At 69.8% G+C, this 19,891-nt stretch carries 17 protein-coding genes; 9 read left to right on the top strand and 8 right to left on the bottom strand.

The annotated features are described in order from the left end of the window. The first annotated feature begins 4 nt into the window (after positions 1-4). A complete protein-coding gene (locus GF068_RS25135) occupies positions 5-1,324 on the top strand; it encodes a DUF58 domain-containing protein (protein WP_153821999.1) in 1,320 nt (439 codons plus the stop codon). A 321-nt stretch (positions 1,325-1,645) separates the two neighbouring features. Here the strand turns inward: GF068_RS25135 and GF068_RS25130 are convergent, their stop codons facing one another. Continuing rightward, positions 1,646-2,308 carry a YceI family protein gene (locus tag GF068_RS25130; RefSeq protein ID WP_153821998.1) on the bottom strand — a complete coding sequence of 221 codons (663 nt, stop codon included), beginning with the start codon at positions 2,306-2,308 and terminating at the stop codon, positions 1,646-1,648. A 107-nt stretch (positions 2,309-2,415) separates the two neighbouring features. Between GF068_RS25130 and GF068_RS25125 the strand changes: the two genes are divergently transcribed. Together GF068_RS25125 and GF068_RS25120 are read left to right on the top strand one after the other, a co-directional pair. Beyond that, positions 2,416-3,321, top strand: coding sequence for a LysR family transcriptional regulator (locus GF068_RS25125; RefSeq protein ID WP_153821997.1), 906 nt, complete (start codon positions 2,416-2,418; stop codon positions 3,319-3,321). A gap of 8 nt (positions 3,322-3,329) precedes the next feature. Then, on the top strand, positions 3,330-4,118 hold the full coding sequence (locus GF068_RS25120) for a class I SAM-dependent methyltransferase (protein WP_153821996.1): 789 nt from the start codon (positions 3,330-3,332) through the stop codon (positions 4,116-4,118). Between the two features lie 3 nt (positions 4,119-4,121). Here GF068_RS25120 and GF068_RS25115 read toward each other — a convergent pair whose 3' ends face one another. Continuing rightward, the gene (locus tag GF068_RS25115) at positions 4,122-6,383 is read right to left on the bottom strand and encodes a bifunctional salicylyl-CoA 5-hydroxylase/oxidoreductase (RefSeq protein WP_153821995.1); all 2,262 of its coding nucleotides are present in this window, start codon (positions 6,381-6,383) and stop codon (positions 4,122-4,124) included. 78 nt (positions 6,384-6,461) lie between these two features. Here GF068_RS25115 and GF068_RS25110 point away from each other — a divergent pair, with 78 nt between their 5' ends. Both GF068_RS25110 and GF068_RS25105 read left to right on the top strand, forming a co-directional pair. After that, positions 6,462-7,781: a hypothetical protein gene (locus GF068_RS25110; RefSeq protein ID WP_153821994.1), complete on the top strand. Its 1,320-nt coding sequence runs from the start codon at positions 6,462-6,464 to the stop codon at positions 7,779-7,781. A gap of 32 nt (positions 7,782-7,813) precedes the next feature. Continuing rightward, positions 7,814-8,380 (top strand): peroxiredoxin, encoded by a 567-nt coding sequence (locus GF068_RS25105; protein ID WP_153821993.1) that lies wholly within the window; start codon positions 7,814-7,816, stop codon positions 8,378-8,380. A 12-nt stretch (positions 8,381-8,392) separates the two neighbouring features. On the opposite strand, the gene GF068_RS25100 is transcribed toward GF068_RS25105, so the two are convergent. After that, positions 8,393-10,606: a hypothetical protein gene (locus GF068_RS25100; protein ID WP_153821992.1), complete on the bottom strand. Its 2,214-nt coding sequence runs from the start codon at positions 10,604-10,606 to the stop codon at positions 8,393-8,395. A gap of 289 nt (positions 10,607-10,895) precedes the next feature. On the opposite strand from GF068_RS25100, the gene GF068_RS25095 reads away from it, so the two are divergent. From GF068_RS25095 to GF068_RS25080, 4 genes are all read left to right on the top strand, one after another. Continuing rightward, the gene (locus GF068_RS25095) at positions 10,896-11,702 is read left to right on the top strand and encodes a cupin domain-containing protein (RefSeq protein ID WP_170319663.1); all 807 of its coding nucleotides are present in this window, start codon (positions 10,896-10,898) and stop codon (positions 11,700-11,702) included. Between the two features lie 385 nt (positions 11,703-12,087). Further along, entirely contained in the window at positions 12,088-12,846 is a 759-nt protein-coding gene (locus GF068_RS44365; RefSeq protein WP_206079544.1) for a hypothetical protein, read from the top strand. 154 nt (positions 12,847-13,000) lie between these two features. Beyond that, the gene (purE, locus tag GF068_RS25085; protein WP_153821990.1) at positions 13,001-13,489 is read left to right on the top strand and encodes a 5-(carboxyamino)imidazole ribonucleotide mutase; all 489 of its coding nucleotides are present in this window, start codon (positions 13,001-13,003) and stop codon (positions 13,487-13,489) included. A gap of 4 nt (positions 13,490-13,493) precedes the next feature. Then, positions 13,494-14,663 carry a 5-(carboxyamino)imidazole ribonucleotide synthase gene (locus GF068_RS25080; RefSeq protein ID WP_206079543.1) on the top strand — a complete coding sequence of 390 codons (1,170 nt, stop codon included), beginning with the start codon at positions 13,494-13,496 and terminating at the stop codon, positions 14,661-14,663. On the opposite strand, the gene GF068_RS25075 is transcribed toward GF068_RS25080, so the two are convergent. The 5 genes from GF068_RS25075 to GF068_RS25060 form a co-directional block, all read right to left on the bottom strand. Next, complete coding sequence (locus tag GF068_RS25075; protein ID WP_153821989.1) at positions 14,629-16,356, bottom strand: tetratricopeptide repeat protein; 1,728 nt, start codon at positions 16,354-16,356, stop codon at positions 14,629-14,631. The two genes, GF068_RS25080 and GF068_RS25075, sit on opposite strands and share 35 nt — an antisense overlap. A 92-nt stretch (positions 16,357-16,448) precedes the next feature. Further along, the gene (locus GF068_RS43705; RefSeq protein WP_170319662.1) at positions 16,449-16,970 is read right to left on the bottom strand and encodes a hypothetical protein; all 522 of its coding nucleotides are present in this window, start codon (positions 16,968-16,970) and stop codon (positions 16,449-16,451) included. A 76-nt stretch (positions 16,971-17,046) separates the two neighbouring features. After that, positions 17,047-17,871, bottom strand: coding sequence for a P-loop NTPase family protein (locus tag GF068_RS25070; protein WP_153821988.1), 825 nt, complete (start codon positions 17,869-17,871; stop codon positions 17,047-17,049). Positions 17,872-18,002: 131 nt separating this feature from the next. Beyond that, positions 18,003-18,761 (bottom strand): ABC transporter permease, encoded by a 759-nt coding sequence (locus tag GF068_RS25065; protein WP_153821987.1) that lies wholly within the window; start codon positions 18,759-18,761, stop codon positions 18,003-18,005. Beyond that, a complete protein-coding gene (locus GF068_RS25060) occupies positions 18,758-19,735 on the bottom strand; it encodes an ATP-binding cassette domain-containing protein (RefSeq protein WP_153821986.1) in 978 nt (325 codons plus the stop codon). Before GF068_RS25060 ends, GF068_RS25065 begins: the two co-directional genes overlap by 4 nt. Positions 19,736-19,891 lie beyond the last annotated feature (156 nt).

The following is a 19,891-nucleotide window of genomic DNA, read 5'->3' as shown; positions in this document are numbered from 1 at the left end:
GATCATGGTCCCCTCGCGCGCGCTCGTCCTCCTGTTCGCGGGTCCGCTCGTCCTCTCCTTTTTTACGCTGCTCGACCGGGGATTGCTCGTCCCCATGCTCCTCACGGACGCCGCGATCGCCCTGCTCGCGCTCACGGACGCCCTGCTCGCGCGCCGCCGCCTCGTCACCGTCGTCCGCCGCGCGCCGGCCGTCCTCTCGATTGGCCGGCCAAACGTCGTCTCCCTCGACGTCCGCTCCCTCGCCCGCCGCAAGCTCGAGGTCCGCGTGCAGGAGGATCTCTTCCCCTCGGCCGAGAGCGACGAGCTTCCCCTCGAGGTCGACCTCCCGCCGCGTGGCCACGCCACCCTCAAATACCGCGTCACGCCCTCCCGCCGCGGCGCGCACGTCCTCGGCGACCATCACGTCCGTTATCCTTCGCCCCTCGGCCTCTGGATCCGGCAATACACCATCGCCGCGCGCTCCCCGGTGAAGGTGTATCCCGACCTCGAGGCCGTCCGCGGCTACGAGCTCCTCGCGCGGCAGGACCGCGACCCGGCCGGCGTGCGCGCCTCGCGCAGGCTCGGCGGCGAGAGCGAGTTCGCGCGCCTCCGCGAGTATCGACGCGAGGACGAATACCGCAGCATCGACTGGCGGGCCACGGCGCGCCGCAAGAAGCTCATCGCCCGCGAATACCAGCTCGAGAGTGATCAGAACGTCGTCTTCCTCATCGACGCCGGCCGCCTCATGACGGCCGAGTTCGCGAATCTATCCCTCTTCGATCATGCCCTGAATGCGACGCTCATGCTCTCGCACGTCGCGTCGCGCGGCGGCGACAAGGTCTCCATGATGGCCTTCGCCGAGGAGGTCCTCGCGTATGCCCCGCTCACGGGCGGCGCCCGCGCGACGCGCAAGATCGTGCAGGCCGGTTATGACATCGAGCCCGACCTCGCCCCCACGAATTACCGGGCCGCCTTCGAGGCGCTCGCCGTGCGCGTGAAGAAGCGGACGCTCGTCGTGCTCTTCACGCAGGTCGTCGACGAGGTCGCCGCCGCCGAGCTCGAGAAGCTCATGCGTGGCCTCTTGCCGCGCCATTTGCCGCTCCTCGTGCTCCTGCGTGACGTCGACGTCGACGCCCTCGCGCTCGGCCACGCGGGCGAAACCCGCGCGCTCTCCGGCGTCGGCCCCTACCTGCGCGGCGCGGCGGCCGAGATCCTCTCGTTTCGCGACAAGCTCGTGCGCCGTTTGAAGCAACACGGCGCCCTCGTCCTCGACGTCGCGCCGGGGGAGCTCACCCCGGCGCTGATCAATCGGTACCTCGAGATCAAGGCACGCCACCTGCTGTGACGGCAGGACACGCGCGCGTCACGGCAAGCGCGGGCGACACAAATGCAAGGGCATGGCGTGAGACGGCAAACGTTGGCGCCGCAAAGGCAAGCGCGGGCGGCGTGTTTGCAGAGGCGGGGGGTGAGACGGCAAACGTCGGCGCCGCAAAGGCAAGCGCGGGCGGCGTGTTTGCAGAGGCGGGGGGTGAAGCTGCAAACGTTGGCGGCTTGAAGGCAAGCGCGGGCGGCGTGTGTGCAGAGGCGGGGAGTGAAGCTGCAAACGTCGCTGCCGTGAAGGCAAGCGCGGGCGGCTCGGCGGCAAGCGCACGAGGCGCGCGGGCAATCAGCCCTTCTTGCGTGGCGCCTTCAGCGAGAGCTTGAGCAGCACGTCGTCGCGGATGAGGTCGTCGGGCTTGCCGGCGATCACGATCCCGAAGTCCTTCCGGTTGATGGAGAACTCCGCGGTGCCCGTGGCGGCTTCGGGCGTGATCGTGATCGTCACGGGGAACGTGATCGACTTCTTCACGCCGTGCAGATCGAGGTCGCCCGTGATCGTGTGTGTCGCGCCGTTCGTGCCGCCGGCCTTGATCTCCGTCGACGTGAACGTCGCCTTGGGGAACTTCTCGACGTCGAAGAAATCGGCGTTCTTCAGGTGTTTGTCGAGGTCCGCCGCGTCGGTCTTCACCGAAGCCGTCTCGACCTCGAACGTGACCTTGCCGCCCTCGGCCTTGCCGTCCGCGAGCGTGATCTTGCCGGAGAGCTTCTCGAACTTGCCCTCGTGTTTGCCCGTCACCTTCGAGCCGATGAAGCCGATCGTCGAGCCCGCCGCGTCGACGTCGAGCGCCTCCGTGGCCGCCGCGCTCGCGGGTTTGTCTGCGGCCGGCTGCGCCGACGAGGCCGGCGCGACCGTCGCCTTGGGTTTGTCCTTGGCCGGGTCCTCGCAAGCCGTCAGCGACAGGAGGGAGACGGCAGCGGCGGCGAGGAGGACCGTACGAATCGTTTGCATGTCGGAGCGTCCCTTCGGGGTGGTTTCGAGCGCGCAGCATGCGCCCGGAGCGCCTGCTTGATTAGGGGGGCGGCTCGGTCCACACTGTTCGGCAGGTCGAACAATCGATGACGGCGGCGCTCGACGATGTGGTCTCGATGGCGGTCTTCGCGCGGGTCGTGGAGGCGCGCTCCTTCACGGGCGCGGCGGCCCTGCTCGGCCTCTCGAAGTCGGTCGTGAGCGCGCGGATCTCGGCGCTGGAAGAGCGGCTCGGCGTCAGGCTCTTGCATCGCACGACGCGGCGGCTCTCGCTCACCGAGGAGGGCGCGCGGCTCTACGAGACGTGCGCGCGGCTCGTCTCTGCGGCCGACGAGGCCGAGGGCGTGCTCGCGAGCGCCTCGGCGGAGCCCGAGGGCGTCGTGCGCGTCACCGTGCCGGTGGGCATTGGGATCCTGCAATTCCCCAGCATCCTGCGCGAGCTCCACGAGCGATACCCGCGGCTCGTCGTCGACCTCTCCTTGTCCGAGCGCCGCGTCGACATCGTCGCGGAGGGCTTCGACGTCGCCGTTCGTGTCGCCGATACGCTGGAAGACTCGGCCCTGGTCGCGCGCCGCATCGGGGCCGTGCGGATGATCGTCTGCGCGTCGCCCGATTACCTCACGCGCCGCGGGACGCCGGAGACGCCGCAGGATCTCGTGCACCACAATTGCCTGCGCCTCTCGCCGGTCCGGCGCGAGTGGGCCTTTCGATGTGGCCGCCGCACGCAGCTCGTCCCCGTCTCCGGCAGCCTGATCGCCGACAACATCGCCGTGCTCCGCCAGGCGACGCTCGACGGGATCGGCGTCGCGCGGCTGCCGCGCTCCTTCGTCGCGGCCGACATCGAGGCGGGCCGGCTCCGCCGCGTCCTGCCCGAGCACGCGCTCGGCGAGACGAACGTCTTCGTCGTGCACCCGTACCGGCGCCACATGCCCACGAAGGTGCGCGCCTTCGTCGATTACGTGGTCCAGCGCTTCCGCAGCGCGAGCGACGTCTGAATCGAGCCATGTCCTTCCAGAAATACCTCCTCCTCCCGCAGCTCTTCGCTTATGCCGTCCGCGCGCCCCGTGAACCCGCGAAGGCGTGGGACCGCTTCTGGAACGGCGTCCGCCGCACGGGTCGAGGCGGCGAGGTGCTCTGGGACCCGGAGGAGCCGCGTGAGTTCGGGGAGGTCGACGCGCGCGTGTCGGCTTTTTTTGCGCCCGACCTCCCCGTGATCGACGTCGGCTGCGGCAATGGGCGATTCACGCGGAGGCTCGCCGCGTTGTTCCCGAGGGTCGTCGGCGTCGACGTCTCGAGCCACGCCGTCGAGAAGGCGCGGCAGGAGTCGCGCGGGGTCACGAAGGTATCGTTTCACGTCGCCGACGTCAGCGTGCCCTACGCGCTGCGCTGGCTCACGGACGAGCTCGGCGAGGCGAACGTCTTCATGCGTGGCGTCTTGCACGTCCTCGACCCGAAGCGCCGCGCCGTCGCGATCGAGAACATCCGCGCCGCGCTCGGGCCGCGTGGCGTGTTTTATCTCTCGGAGAGCAGCATCCACGGCGATCCGCTCGATCACATGGTCCTGCAGGGCGCGACGCCGACCTACCTGCCCGAGCCGGTGCGCAAGGTCATCGCCGCCGGGGTCCGGCCGCCCTCCCGCTTCGGCGACGCCGAGGTGCGTGAATACTTCCCCGGCGCCGCGTGGGAGATCCTCTCGAGCGGACCCACGGTCATGTACACGCTGCCGCTCCGGACACGCGACGAGATCGAAGCGCTGCCGAGTTATTTCGCGCTCGTGCGCCGCCGCGGCTGACCGTCATTTCATGCGCGGCACGTAACGCTCCACCGACACGTACTGGTTCGGCCATTTCATCACGTATCCCTGCTCCGCCGCCGCGTGCCGCGTCCAGTACGGATCGAAGAGGTGCGCGCGCGCCAGCACGCAGAGATCGGCCCTGCCCGCGGCGATGATGCTGTTCACGTCGGCGTAACTCTGGATGTTGCCCACCGTCATCGTCGGCACCTTCGCCTCGAGCCGCACGAGCTCGCTGAACGGCGTCTGGAAGAGCCGCCCGTACACCGGCCGCGACGACGGATCGGTTTGCCCCGCCGATACATCGACGATATCGACCCCGTGCTCCCGCAGCGCCACGGCGAGCCTGATCACGTCCTCCGGCGTGATCCCGCCCGGCGCCCAGTCCGTCGCCGAGATACGCACGCTCGTCGGTTTGTCCTTTGGCCAGGCCGCCCGCACCGCGTCGAAGACCTCGAGCGGGAATCGCATCCGGTCCTCGATCGAGCCGCCGTATTCGTCGGTCCTGCGGTTCGTGATCGGCGAGAGGAAACTCGCGAGCAGATACCCGTGGGCCATGTGCACCTCGACGAGGTCGAACCCCGCCTCGTCGGCCATCTTCGTGGCCGTCACGAAATCGGCCTTCACCCGGTCCATGTCCTCCCGATCCATCTCGCGAGGCACGGGGCTGTGCGGCAGGTAGGGGATCGCGGACGCGGCGACGAGCGGCCAGCCGCCCTCTTCGAGTGGCTGATCCATGCCCTCCCACAATCGCTTCGTGGAACCCTTCCGGCCCGCGTGGGCGATCTGCACGCCGATCTTCGCCGTCGAATGCTGGTGCACGAAATCGGTCACCCGGCGCCAGGCCGGCGCGTGGCTCGGCCGGTAGAGGCCCGTGCATCCGGGCGTGATGCGGCCCTCGGGGCTCACGTCCGTCATCTCGGCGATCACGAGGCCCGCGCCGCCGATCGCGCGGCTGCCGAGGTGCACGAGGTGCCAGTCATTCGGCTCGCCGTCCTCCGCCGAATACTGGCACATCGGCGAGACCACGACGCGATTGTCGAGCAGCAAGTTGCCGAGCCGGTACGGCGTGAACATCGGCGGAGGTGGCTCCTTGCTCTTGCCCTCGATACGCGCGCCCGATTGCGCCTCGGCCTTCTCGGCGACCCACGCGTCCACGCTTCGCACGAGCGCCGGATCCCGCACCTTCAGGTTCTCGTGGGTCACGCGCAGGCTACGCGTGAGCATGCTGAACTCGAACTGGAGCGGCTCGAGCTGCATGTACCTCTCGGTGTTCTCGAACCATTCGAGGCTCACCTGCGCCGCGCGCTGGAGCGCCTCGACCTTCGGCCGCCGGTCGACCTCGTATGCGGCGAGCGCGTCTTGCAAGCGCGGGTGCGCGTCCAGCGCGTCCGCCAGGCTGATCGCGTCCTCCAGCGCGAGCTTCGTCCCCGAGCCGATGGAGAAATGCGCCGTGTGCACGGCGTCCCCCAAGAGGACCACGTTCTCGAAGGAGAAGCGCTCGTTCGTCACCGTGGGAAAGCTCCGCCAGACGCTCCTGTTCTTGAGCAGGCGGTGGCCCGCGAGGCGCGGCGCGAAGAGCTCCTCGCAGTACACGAGTGTCTCGTCCTCGCTCGCCCGATCGAGCCCGGCGCGGCGCCACGTCTCCTCGCGGCACTCGACGATGAACGTCGATCGTTCGGGCTCGTAACGGTAGGCGTGTACGCGGAAGAGGCCGTGCTCGTTCTCGTCGAAGTAGAACGTGAACGCGTCGAACGGGAACGTCGTGCCGAGCCAGACGAACCGGTTCGGCCGCCCGTCGATACGCGTGCCGAAGTGCGGCTGGTAGCGGCTGCGCGCCGCGCTGTTCACGCCGTCGGCCGCGACGACGAGGTCACTCTCGCGCCGGATCGCCTCGAAGTCCGTGGCCTCGTGCTCGAAGCGCAAGACCACGCCGAGCTCCTCCGCGCGCGCCTGCAAGATCGTCAGCATGCGCTGGCGCGAGAGCCCGCTGAAGCCGTGCCCGGTCGACACGAGGCGCTCGCCGCGGACGAACGTGTGGATGTCGTCCCAGTGCGCGAGGCTCCTCCGGATCGCGTCGTACACGGGCCGATCGACGCTCTCCAGGCCGTCGAGCGTCGCGTCGGAGAAGACGACGCCGAAGCCGAACGTGTCGTCGGGCCGGTTGCGCTCGAGCACCACGACCTCGCGCGAGGGATCACGCTTCTTGGCCAGGATGGCGAGGTAGAGGCCGCTGGGTCCGCCGCCGATACACGTGATCTTCAACGTCGATCCTCCGGTTGCACTCGCGGAGGGGAGATCACGACGGCGAAGACGTCAAGAGGTATGCTAGACGCGGAAGACATGGACCGCGCTCGTCTCGCCGCGCTCGCCTCCTCGTTCGCCATGCTCGTGGCCTCCTGCGCGCCCACGAAGGCCCCCGAGGACGCGGGAAAACCCGTGAAACCGGCGCTCCAGGTCGCATCCGCGTCCGCGCCCACGCTCGCGACGCCGCGCGAGCCCTCGCCGCTCGTCCGCGTGACGGCGCCGGAGAAGCTCCCGGCGAACCTCTCGATCGACGGCGACGTCTCCGAGTGGGGCTCGCTCGCGCCGCCGCCCGATCCGAAGCAGCCCGACGCGCCCTCGCGCCTCAGCTTCGCGCTCACGAAGGACGGCGCGTTCGTCGCGGCGGAGCTCGTCGAGCGCGCGAAGGACGGGATCTGGCTCGTGTTTGGTCTTGGAGGGACTGGAGGGGCGCGGGCCGACGATACACGATTCGAAAGGGTGTTCCGGCTCGACAAACGGGGCCTCTCCCAGGTGAGCGAGAGCGGCGCGCTCGTCCCGGTCGTGGGCTCGGTCGTGGACATGCGATTCACGGAGCGAGGCACGACCCTCGAGGCCCGCATCCCTGTCGCGGCGTATCCCCGCGCCGCGGCGGCCCCGATCACCGAGGTCCTCGTCCACGCCGTCGCCGCGGAGGCCGCCGCGCCCCCGAAGCTCGCCCGCGAGAGCTGGATTCGTATCGGCGTCCCCGAGCCCGTCCATTTCGAGCCCCACGCCGAGCTCCGCGCCGAGGTCTACCGGCAGAACCTCACCTTGCTTCGACCGCTCGGCATCTCGTATTCGCCTGCGGACCCCGGCCACATCGAGATCACCGGTCACCTGGGCAAGGACGGCGCCGCCGTCGCGACCTCGGAGCGCCCCCTTTACGTGCCCGAGCGGAGGCTCGGCGACGTCGAGGTTGGTTATACGTTCTTCGGTGTGCCCGCCCTCGCCGTCTTCAAGGCGGGCAAGCTCCTGGAGCTCGTCGACCTCGAGGACGAGCTGATGGGCAGCGTCGAACGAAACAAGCAAATCCACGTCTTCAGCTACGCGCAGATGAACGAGCGGCCGCCGGGCTTCGAGGCAGGGTGGTTGGTCATCGCCGTGGCCGAGGACGGGTCGATTTCGTATCCCTTCAACGCGGAGACGGGCGTCAGCCGCTGGGAAAAAGTCTACGAGATCCATTCGGACAAACTGGATTGGTTCGGCATGCGCGGCGTGCCCCTCGAGTATGCCGACGAGGAGACGCCGCGGCCGATCGAGATCCTCTGGCGCTTCGACAAGCCGTTCGGCGGCTACATGCCGACGACGCGGCCGCTCACCACGCTGCCGCCCCCGCGGCCTCGCAAGAAGAAGCCTTGATCACCCGGCGCTCCTACGCCATCCTCCCGGCCATGAACGGTTTGCCCCGCCTCCTCCCGCTCCTCGTGATCGCCGCGCTCGGCCTCGCCGCCTGCAAGGACGACAAGCCCGCGTCGGCGAAACCCGATCCGGCGAATCCCCACGCCGTCGACGAGACGAAGCCGCTCGAGTCGGGAGATCCCGCGCCCGACATCACGTTCAAGCTCACGGACGGCAAAGAGGTCAAGCTGTCGAGCCTCGCGGGCAAGCAGGTGCTCGTCTATTTTTATCCGAAGGACGACACGCCCGGCTGCACCGCCCAGGCGCAGGGCCTGCGAGATGGCTGGACCGATATCCAGGCCGCCGGGCTCGAGGTTTATGGCGTCTCGACGCAGGACGCGGAGAGCCACAAGGCGTTCATCGAGAAACACAAGCTGCCGTTCCCGCTCGTCGTGGACGAGGACGGCGCCGTGGCCAAGGCGTTCCGCGTGCCGATGCGCCTCTCGTTCGCCGCGCGGCAATCGTTCCTGATCGGCAAGGACGGCAAGATCAAGCAGGTATGGCTCGAGGTGGATCCGAAGGAGCACGCCTCGACGGTGATCGCGGCGGCGAAGAACTGAGAGGGGGGTCCGTCAGCCGAAGAGTTGCCGGACCCAGGTCACGATCACCTCGCGGTAATACCACCCGGCCGCGGCGCCGAGCGAGAGCAGCGCTGCGGCGAGGACGATACGGCCCACGGGCGCGGGCTCCTCGCCCGAGACGAAGAGCGGGGTGACGCGGGGCTTGCGGATGCTGCCGCGCGGCAGCGGCGGCACGCGCGTGAACCGGAGGCTCAGGTTGCGCCGGAGGTAAATGCGGACGTTGAACGCCCAGCCCGAGGCCTCGAGCAGCGTGGAGACGTCGCGCTTGCGGAGCTTGAGCCAGCCGAGGAAACCCGAGAATGTCATCACCACGAGCGCGACGCCGCCGACGGCGAGCATCGCGTCCAGCGGGTTGATGCTCGCGAGCGTCTGGAGCGCGAACGCCGCCGCGGAGCCGATCGCCGCGAACGCAATGCCGCCGCCGACGAGCGTGCCTCCGAGGCCACCCGCGGGCGGCGCCGGGGCAGGCGCGGCAGGCGCGGCGGGCGCGGCGGGCGCGGCGACGAGGGTCTTGTTCACGTCGTCGGTCATGGTCTTTTCGGCGGCCTCGAGCTTCGAGCCGAAGAGCTTCGTCATCTTGTCGACGACGAGCTCGCGCAGCTTCACGAAGGGCGCGAGCGCCGCCTCCAGGATGGAAATGGGCTTGACGATCACGTCCGTGACCTTCGCGTCCCATTCCTTGCCCTCGCGGTCGTAAAATACGCCGCGTTTGCCCACGCCGATGCCGCGCCGCGTGCCCGACGTCACGCCCGCCGCGACGTGCATCTTCCGCGTCGCGTCGCCCTCCTTGCGCTCCAGATCCACGTACGCGACGAACACGTTGCTCGTCTCGGCGATCGGCTTGTGCTCGGCCTTGTCGACGACGCGGAGGCAGAGGTTGATCTCGCGGCCGTCGAGCACGAGCGTGCCGACCTCGAACAAGCACCGCTCCTTCGCCGAGAAGAGCGCGGGGAAGCTGACCATGTTGTTCGCGAGGTCGAGGATCCACCGCTGCAGGAGCGCGAGCTTCTCCAGATCCGAGAGCCCCACGAGCTCGGCCGAGGCCTGCTGATCTTCCTGCACCAGCGCCCGCAGCGCCTCGGGCGCGGGGCCCTCGATCAGGGCGCAGAGCTCGGCGCCCGCGAGATCCCCGGGCATCGCCGCCGGCTTCTTCGATTGCCACGCCCGGTAGGGCCCGAAGAGCGCGCGGACCTTCTCCCAGCCCTTGGGGTCGAGCTTCCGCACGGGGCCCGCCTCGCCGAGCGCGCGTGGCAATACCTCGACCGACAGCCGCCGCGCCTCGTCCACGAAGAGTGGATTGATCCACGCGTCGAGATCGAGCACGCCCGCCCGGCTCGGCCGCGCGAGCGGGGCCTCTCGCAGAAACTTCTGGATCGCCGCGGGATCGTTCACGTCGAGCGCCGCGAGGCTCTCCGGCTTGACGGCGAGCCGCTCCTCCGCGACCGGGCCTTGCCCGAGGAGATCACATTGCGCGAAGAATTGATCGAGCTTGCCGGCGAGCTTGTCGACGACCTCGGACGCCGCCGCGGTCCCGGCGCCGAACGGCAAGACGTCGCTCGTCTCGGCGCCCGCGGAGAGCGCGCCCTCCGCCTCCCACGCGAGGCGCGCGCGGCCGAGCGCGAGGAACGCGTCGAGCTTCGCCTCGTCCACCCCGAGGTCACCCGAGAGATCCGCCACCCCGCCCGTCACCTCGACGATCAGGGCCGCGAGGCGCGAGAGGGCCGCGTCCCCGATCTGCGCGGGGGCCACGATACCGTCGCCGTTTGGCGCTTTTTTCGCGTATCCGTCGCGGAAGGCGCGGATGTCGGCGAGGGAGATCGTCGCGCCGGCTCCGGCCGCTTGCCCGGTCGTCGCTTTGATACGTTTGCGCGCGAGGGAGCGGAGGCGCGCCGCGTCGGGCTGCGAGGCGTCGAGGTCGTCGAGGTGGACCGTATCGGTCCGCGCGGCGATGCGGCTGGTGTTCCGGAGGCGCGCCTTCAGCCAGTCGTATGCGTCGAGCAGCTCCTGCACGCGAATGCGCCCGTTTTCGTCGGTGTCGATGTAACGGAGCAGCGCCTCGTCGCAGAGGAGCTGCTCGACGGGCACGCTCGTCGAGGACCAGCGGGCGGGCGGGACCGCTTGCATCCGCGCGAGATCCTCCGCCGAGCCGATCTCGTACTGCACGAGGCCGCGATAATCGCCGAAAATGAGGGGAGCGTTTGTCACGATACCGCGCTCTTGCCACGGCGCTGCGGCGCTGGCAATGGCCTTGCGAGGAACGCGGGCGCTTTCACCCGGGAGGGCGGGTCAACCTGGAAAGGCCCGCGGGTGGTAACTCGCGTGTCCAACGGGCCTCGCGCGCCGCGGGGCCGCCGGGGCTTTGCGGGCCGTCCTTGTTGCGTTCGTCCGCCGGAGGGACCTCCCGGCTGGAACTTTCCCGCATTGAGACGGAAAGCAGCGCCGTGATCGTGGGGTTTCTTGACTCTCGCCCCGGAATCTCGTAATGCGCGCGGAGATGCCCAGCGAACCACGCACGTTCGTGCTCCGGGACCGACCCACGGCCGCGGGGGCTCCGCGCGCCGAGGGCCACGTCGGGCGCCGCGTCGTGATGGGGGCTTGCCTGACCGCGGCCCTCGGCGCGCTGGCCAGATACACGCTCTCCGCGGGTTCGGCCGCGCCCGCCGAGCGCCGCGCCGCGGAGAACGTCTTTCAGGCGGCCCGCGAGGCGTCTCGGGCCCTCGCCGAGGGGCGACTTTCGCCCACGACGTGGCAGGAGCTCGTGGAGCGGGCCTTCCGCGGCGCCTCCGTCGAGGAAATCGCCCGGGCCATCGACGTCGAATCCCTCCTCACCCGCGCGCGCGCGGCGGCCCGCGGCGCCGCGGTGGTCCCCTTCGCGCTCTCGTTCCCCGGCGGCGAGGGGCCGCGGATCGTGACGAAGCTCTTCGTCCTGCGCGCCGGGCGGGCGAACCCGCCGCACGCGCACGACAACATGGTCTCGATGCATTACGTGCTCCGGGGTCGATTCCGCGTGCGCCATTACGATCGCGTGCGCGACGAGCCCGGCGGTATCGTCCTGCGGCCCACGATCGACAGGATCCTCGGCCCGGGCGAGGCGACGAGTATCTCCGACGAGCGGGACAACGTGCACTGGCACGTGGCCGAGACCGACGGCGTCCTGCTCGACGTGCTCTGCGTCGACCTCGAAGGCCGGCCGACGGACACGCACCTGCTCGATCCGGTCCGCGCCGAGGCCCTCGAAGGTGGCCTGCTGCGCGCGCCGCGCCTCCCCACGGTCGGAGAGGCGCTCGAAAGGTTCGGGTAGGCGCTCGGCCGATCGAGCGGACGTTCGTGACGATCGGGCGCGCCGCCCGCGGCGTCCCGGCCGCCCCGGAGGTTCGCGCGGGGCGCGAGGCTCCGTCCTCGATCCCGGGGCGACGCGCATCGCGGGCGGTATGGTTTTTCATTGCACGGCCCACGTACGTCCGCGGACCGAAATACGTTCGCGGACCCGCTGCGTAGCCGGCGTGCGAGCCCATATCGCACGCTCCTGAACGACCATGGCGCGCTGCCGTCGCGGCCACGACCTTGCAATGCGGTGTGGCGCGCGGCACGGCCGGCGAGCCGCAGCTTGGTTGTAATGAGACGCCGGCCCTTCTCGCGTCGATGTTTGTAGCGAGAAGAGGCAGAGAACCGAAAAGGGGGTTTTCATGAAGAAGTCGCTCCGCGTCCTTTCCGCTGCGTTCGCTTCTGCCATGCTCCTCGCCGCCTCCGGTCAGGCGGTCGCTGGTGATTGGGGCGACGATGACCTGTTCGGGCAGGGATACTACGGCGGGCACGGATACCGCGGCGGGTTTGGAAAGGGCGGCATTGGATTCAGCGGCGGATACGGCCACGGGTACCGCGGCGGTTACGGCAAGGGCCGGTTCGGTGACTACGGCGGCGGCTGGGGCGGCGGTTATTACGGCGGCGGCTACGGCGGCCCCGGCGGCGGCTACTACGGCGGCGGCTACGGCCCGGGCTACGGCGGCGGCTACGGCCCGGGCTACGGCCCCGGCTACGGCCCCGGCTACGGCTACGGCCCCGGCTACGGCTACGACGACGATCTCGTGTTCGGCGACGTCGACGTCTGCCTCGACGGCGGCACGATCTACTGCACGTTCGCGGTCGACGATTGCAGCGTGAACCAGCTCGAGATGTACGCGTTCCTCACGGGCGGCGCGACCTGCGGCGGCGGGGGCGGCGGCTGGTACGGCGGGTACGCGCCGTTCAGCGACGTCGTCACCGATGCCTATTACGCGCAGCCGCTGAACGGCAACATCTGGCAGGGCCAGATCGGGCTCGGCGACTACTACGGCGATTTCTGCGATGGCGGCGGCGCCTACGCGGGCGGCCTCGATTTCACCCGCATGAGGCTCTACATCGCCGGCCGCGAGTTCGCGTTCAACGACATCGGCCCCTGCGACTGATCCAGGGCGAACCGCGGGGACCCCGAGCTCACGCCGGGCTCGGGGTCCCAGGGTAGCGCTCGAGGCCCGGGTTCGTCCGCTCGTTTCACCGGGCGGTCGTGCCCGAGCCTCGAGTCCGGTGACGTGCGCGTCAAAACCGACTAGAACACCCGCCATGACGCAGCGCGCCCCCCGCGTGGGGATCATCATGGGCAGCACGAGCGACGCGCCGACCATGCGCAAGGCGGCCGAGATGCTCGATCGCCTGGAGGTGCCGTACGAGATGCGGGTGGTCAGCGCCCACCGCACGCCGGACCTCCTGTTCCGCTACGCGGAGGAGGCCGAGGCGCGGGGCCTCGAGGTGATCATCGCAGGCGCCGGCGGCGCCGCGCACCTGCCCGGCATGGTGGCGTCGAAGACCGTCCTGCCCGTGCTCGGGGTGCCGATCCTGTCGCACGCCCTGCACGGGCTCGACTCGCTGCTCTCCATCGTGCAGATGCCCGGCGGCATTCCCGTCGGGACCCTGGCGATCGGCGACGCGGGCGCCAAAAACGCCGCGCTGCTCGCCGCTTCCATCCTCGCGCTGCGCGAGCCGGCGCTCCGGGATCGAATCAAGGCGTTCCGCGCGGAGCAGACCCGGGCCGCGCTCGAGAGCGAGGTTTGACGCCGTGACCTCACGCGGGCCCATTCTCCCCGGACGCACGGTGGGTATCCTGGGCGGCGGCCAGCTCGGCCGTATGTTCGCGATCGCCGCCCGGCGCATGGGGTATCGCGTGCACGCGCTCGATCCCTCGCAGGACGGACCCGCGGGGCAGGTCGCGGACGTCGAGGTCGTCGCGCCGTACGAGGACGTGGACGCCGCGCGGCGCTTCGCCGAGGCGGTCGACGTCGTGACGTTCGAGTTCGAAAACGTCCCCTCCGAGACGCTCGCCGCCGTGGCGGAGCTCCGGCCCGTGCACCCTTCGCCCGCCGTCCTCGATACGTGCCGGCACAGGCTCCACGAAAAACGTTTCCTCGCGAAGGGGGGTTTTCCGGTCGCGGGCTTCGCCGAGATACGGACGGAGGATGATCTGCGCGATGCGCTCGTTCGTCTCGGCACACCGGCGATCCTGAAGACGGCGGAGTTTGGATACGACGGCAAGGGCCAGGTCCGGATCGACGCGCCCGAGGCCGCGGGCCGCGCGTTCGCGGCGCTCTCCGGCAAGCTCGGCGTGCTCGAGGCGTTTGTCCCGTTCGCGTGCGAGCTCTCCGTGGTCGTCGCGCGCTCGCAGGCGGGAGACATCGTGCCCTTCGAGGTCGCCGAGAACCGGCACGCGCGGCACATCCTCGACGTCTCGCTCGCCCCCGCGACCGTCTCCGCGAAGGCGCGGGCCCGCGCCACGGAGCTCGCGCGCGAGATCGCGGAGGCGATCGAGCTCGTGGGCGTGCTCGGCGTGGAGATGTTTTACCTGCCAAACGGCGACATCGTGGTCAACGAGCTCGCCCCGCGGCCGCACAACTCGGGGCATTACACGTTCGACGCCTGCGTGACGAGCCAGTTCGAGCAACAGTTGCGCGCCGTCTGCGGTCTGCCCCTCGGCGAGCCGACGCTGCTGCGGCCCGCGGCGATGGCGAACCTGCTCGGCGATCTGTGGGAGCACGGCGAGCCGCGCTGGGAGCGGGCCGCGGCGTTCCCCGACGTGAAGATTCACCTGTACGGAAAGACCGAGGCGCGCCCGGGGCGAAAGATGGGGCACCTCGTGGCGATGGCGGAGACGGCGGAGGAGGCCGCAGAGCGGGTGCTCGCGGCGCGGCGCGCGCTCGTCAGCGAGGGAGCGGAGGCAGACCCGAGCCCGTGAGCTTGTGGCGGACCCAGGCCTCGTTCGCCTCTTCGAGCCGGCCGGCCGCCTTCTCCCGCGCGTGGTCGTCCGCGTAGCTCTGGACGTACCCTTCGTACCAGACGAAGACCTGCGCGCGGATCTTCTCGACCGCGCGCGTGGCGAGCGCGGCCTCGATGTCCGCGTCGGAGGGGATCCGCAAGGGATCACCCGCGGCGATCTCCAGGCAACGCCCGGACTCGGCGCGGAAGGTCTCGTCCGTCGTGCTCGTGCGGATGGGATCCGGCGGGAGCGTCACGGCGTCGGCGTCGCCGAGCACGTGGGCGCGGAGCGAGAGCGAGGTGGCGGCGCTCCACGCGTGCAGCTCGACGCCGTAGTTGTGCGCGCAGATGCGATCGACGAGGATCGTCGTGGGCGTCCTGCGGAGAAGCGAGACGGCGCTCTCCCAGTCGCTCCGCTGCCGCCTCACGTCCTGCTCGGCGTCCGAGAGCTCCTGCTCCTTGCGGTCGAGCTCCCGCTTCGCCTCGTCTTCGCGTTCCTCCGCGGCTCTGCGGGCACGACGCGCCTCGTCGTCGCGATCTTCCGCGGCTTTGCATTTGGCGAAGTCCTTCTCCGTCAGGCGGCACTGATGGAGCTCGTCGGACGTGCGCTTGTTCTGCGCCTTGGCGCGCTCGCGGGCGTTCGTCGCCATGGAGAGCGCGCGGCGCGTGGTCTCGACGAGCTTCCTCGCGCGGCGGGCGGCGCCCTCGGAGGCGCGCGCGCGTCGCTCGGCCTCGTCGACCTCGCGGGAGGCCGCGTCGTAGGCGGGGTTCGGGAGGCGATCCTGGCCGCACACGTAATCGCAGGTGCGCGCTTGCGTCGTGACGTCGTGGCCCCGCGCGATCGTGTCGAAGGCAGCCTGGATCCGCACGCCGTGCGCGTTCGGCGGAGGCGCGTTTTCGGTCGTGGCGACGAGCCGCGCGCGCGCGTCGGGCGACCATCGCAAGAGCTCGGCCTCGACACGAGAGGAGACGCCGCTCGCCTTCGTCTCCGCGGGTTTCTCGATCACCAGGACGAACCGGAGCTCGTCCTCGAGCGCGCGGCGGAGCTCCTCGGCGCGTTGCTTCGCGTCACGAAAGCCCGGGCGAGCGGCCTCGACGTCACGCAGCGCGAGCAGAGCGTTGCCGCGTTTGCCCTTGGCGAGGTGCGCGAGGGCGCGGTCGTAGGCGCGTGTCGCCATGCGGTCGAGGATGCGGCCTTCGAGGGCGACGGCCGCTTGATCGCGCGGATCGCACTTCCGCGCCGCGCGCGCGAGGGCGAGGGCCGCGTCGTCGTGGCCGCTCGCGAGCAGCGCCTCGGCCTTGGCGAAGACGGCGGCGCGCGCCTCGACGTACGCGCGGCGCGCGTCCTGGTTCGTGGGGTCGAACAGGGCGGCGTCACGGGCGAGGAAGAGGGCCTTGTCGAGCTCGCCGCGCGCGAGCGCCTCGCGGCTCGCGGTCGCGCGCGCCTCGGACTGCTTGCGCCGCGCGTTCGCGAGCCTGCGCTGCGCCTCGACCTCGTCCGGATCGATACGCGTGGCGCGCTCGTACTGCGCGGCCGCCGCGTCCCAGTCGCCGGCGCGCGCGAAGGCGTCGCCGCGCTGCATGGCGAGCTTGAACGAGCGCCCGCAGCCCGCCGCGGCGAGTCCGAGGGAGAGGGCGAGGACGAGGGCGGAGAGTCGGCGAGCCTTTCGCATTTCGATCGAACGACGTTTCAAGGCGTACGGGATTCACGCGCCCGGCGTCAAGTGCCGGCGGAGGGGGGCGCGAAGGGGTAGCGCGGAAGGACCTACGCTCGGGGGAGGTGCGAGGCGCGGCCGCCGGGAGGGCGGGGAGCGTTGGGGTCGGGGTTCACGCCAATGTCGAGTCGCCAGGTTTGGACGCGCATGATGAAGCGGCCGACGGATGACAGATCCTTGCCGAGGGCACCTCCGGCTTCGCGCAGCATGTCAGCGACGTCGGCGAGGGCGCGGTTGTCGCGGTCCAGCAACGCTCTCGTGCGGCTCAGTAGGATTATCCAATGTAATGCGCCTAGTCCGGTTGCAATTATGGCGGTAAATACGGCAGCGTACGCAATGGTAGTGCGTGCGTCAGGGATGATTTTGTCTGCCAGCAGCGCTCCAGAAACGGATAAAAATATAGCGGAGGGCGGTAGCAGGAAGATGCATCCCCATAAGATCGTCAATCTGAGCCGCTTTGCGTCGACACTTTCCTGTAGCCGCTCCGCGAGCGTGAGGAGTGCCTGCAGCTCGTCGAAAGAAACAGGCTTCTCCTTCGGTTCCTCCGTGCTGTGGCTGTGAGACGACGGCACCGTCGCCGAGACGGGACCCGCAGGGACGGGCGACAGTTCGTCCTTCTCCGGCTCCGCTTTCTTGGGACCTTGCGCGCTAGACACAGTGACGCTCCAGGGTCGATGCGAACATCGCCAGTGAGTGGTCCCGCTTCATCATATCAATCTGCGGGCTAATCGTCACATCGCCGTACGTGAACGTTTCCAACCACGAACACACCGGCTGCGCGTCCCACTGGAAATTGTCGGAGCCGATCCGTCCCTGGAACTCCCGCAGCAGGTCGATGAAGGGACCGTCGCCGCCGGGAGCATATCGCGCGGCTGCTTCTGGGAGCCCCTCCTGGTACAGATCCGCCTTTGCGACCGCCACCATCATCCAAAACGGCTTGTGGTGCTTCTTCCAGCTTCTCCGGAGCAGATCGAGAGTCTCCTTGAAGTCTTCGGCCTCTCGGTCGTGATAGTACGTCCGCAAGCTCTCGAGGCTCGATGCGCCCTGGCGTCGCAGCATCGCCACGGCCTCGGCGTGGAAGGCGGCGTAGCCGTTGCACACCACGTGCACGACGCCATCCACCGGCTTCTTCGAGAGCAGGAGGTCATCCTGCGCTGCCACGCGATGGTAGCCCGGTTGCCCCGGGACCACGGCAAGCGCGATCCTCCTTCGCGGCTCCTTCGCCTGCACCCGCGCTCGTTCGACCCCGAGCGATCGCTCCGGCGGCCTGAACCCCCGTCGCTCCGCCGCTCCTGTCAGCGCAGAGAGCAACATCGTCTTGCCCGCCCCAGACATTCCTGTGACCACCACGTGCCGCTTCTTGCCCGCGATCACGTTCAGCACGGAGCGCCAAGCGGACGCGATGTCCTGCCGTCGCTTGTAAGCCTCGATCGCTGCTGGCAGAGCCCAGCCGGGCGGGAGCGCAAGGGTCATGCTCGCTGTCCTCCATGCAAGCGTACACCCGCCCCCCCGGCGCGGGCAAGCTCGCGCCGCGCTCGTTTTCTGGTGTTTCAAGCGCACCGTTTGTCTCGCTGGAACCGCGCTCGATGTGTCGTGCCCTCGAGTCACGCCTGCATCCGTGAGAACGACCGCACCGCGAGCGCACCGAGCACCACGAGCGTCCCGAGTACCACGGCCGCGTCGAGCGCGATCGGGAAATGGTGCACGCCGACGCAGAGGCCTCGCGTCGCGTCGACCGCGTACGACATCGGGTTCAGCCGCACGACGGCGGAGAGCGCGGGCGGCAGGCCTTCGAGCGGGTAGAGCGCGCCCGAGAAGAAGAACACCGGCTGGATCAGGAAGTTCACGATCCCGCCGAAGCCCTCGAACGTCTTCATGCGCGAGGCCACGGTGATGCCGAGCGCGCTCACGGCCATGCCGAAGGCGACGAGCACGGGGATGGAGAGCAACGCGCCGAGCGGGTCGATCCGCGCGCCGAGCAGCGGCGAGACGAGGAGCACGACCGAGACCTCGAAGAGCGCCGTCACGCTTGCCGCGATCATCTTGGCGAAGACCAGCGTCGCGCGCGGGACCGGCGCGACGAGCAGCTCCTTCAGGAACCCGAACTCACGGTCCCACACGATCGAGATCGCGGAGAACATGCTGGAGAAGAGCACGGCCATCGTGGCCACGCCGGGCACGAGGAAGGAGACGAAATCGACGCCGGTCGCGCCCGGGTCGAACGCGCGCCGCAGGCCGAAGCCCACGGCGAGGATCCAGAGCAGCGGGCGCACGAGCGTGGCGGCGACGTTCTGCCGATCGCGCAGGAACTTCACGACGTCGCGGCGGGCGAGGTGGTAGACGACCTCCGCGTGCATGCTCATCTCCGCCGCGCCATGGCGCGCATCGCGAGGCGCCCCGCCTCGCCGTTCCCGTTTCGGATCTGACGGCCCGTGAGGGCGAGGAACACGTCGTCGAGCGTCGGGCGTCGCACGGCGATGCCCGTGAGCGGGGCGCGCGCCTCGGAGATGAGCCGCACGACGAAGGCCTCGCCGTCCTCCACGCGGAAGCAGAGCCCCTCGTCGGTCCGATCGGGCGAGAGGCCGTAACGTTCGGCGAGGATCTCGCAGAGCGCCGCGGGCTCGTTCGTCCGGACGAACACCACGTCCTTGCCCACGGCCCGCTTGAGCGCCTCGGGGCTGTCCTCGGCCACGATGCGCCCGTGGTCGATGATCGCGATGCGATCGCAGTGCTCCGCTTCGTCCATGTAATGGGTCGTCAGGAACAACGTCAGGCCGCTCCGGGCTCGCAGGTCTCGCAAGACTTCCCAGGTGGCCTTCCGTGTCTGGGGATCGAGGCCGGTCGTCGGTTCGTCCAGGAAGAGGACGCGGGGGCGGTGGACGAGGCCGCGGGCGATCTCCAGCCTGCGCTTCATTCCGCCCGAGAACGTGCGGACGAGGTCTCTCTTCCGGTCCGAGAGGTCCACGAACGCGAGGGCCTCGTCCAGGCGGGCGCGGCGCTCGGCGCGGGGGACGCCGTAGACGACGGCGTGGAGCTCGAGGTTCTCCTCGGCGGTGAGGCGATCGTCGAGGGACGGATCCTGGAAGATGACGCCGATGGCGCGCCGCACGTCCGCGGGGCTCTTCGTGACGTCGTGGCCGGCGAGGCGGAGGACGCCGCTCGTCGGGGCGAGCAGCGTGCAGAGCATCTTGATGGTCGTGGTCTTGCCGGCGCCGTTTGGCCCGAGGAAGCCGAAGATCTCGCCTTCGTTCACGGTGAAGCTCACGCCGCGGACGGCCTCGACGTCGCCGAAGCGCTTCGAGAGGTCGCGGACCTCGATCGCGGGGGAGGGGCTCATCGTGCGCGGATCGGCCGGAGGGGGCCGTCTTCATACGCCCTGCAAGCCGAGGGCCGCAAGGGCGGCGCGCGTGGTGCGCCCGGGGCGCGCGACGTTACCGGAGGGGCGCCCGCTCGTAAAGCGGAGGCGCGCCCGGTTGTCCCTCGGGTGGGACGA

Origin of the sequence: Polyangium spumosum (assembly GCF_009649845.1) — a bacterium.
GTDB classification, from domain to species: domain Bacteria; phylum Myxococcota_A; class Polyangia; order Polyangiales; family Polyangiaceae; genus Polyangium; species Polyangium spumosum.
The sequence above is the reverse complement of the archived record's forward strand: the minus strand, read 5'-3'. Positions and strand labels throughout refer to the sequence as shown.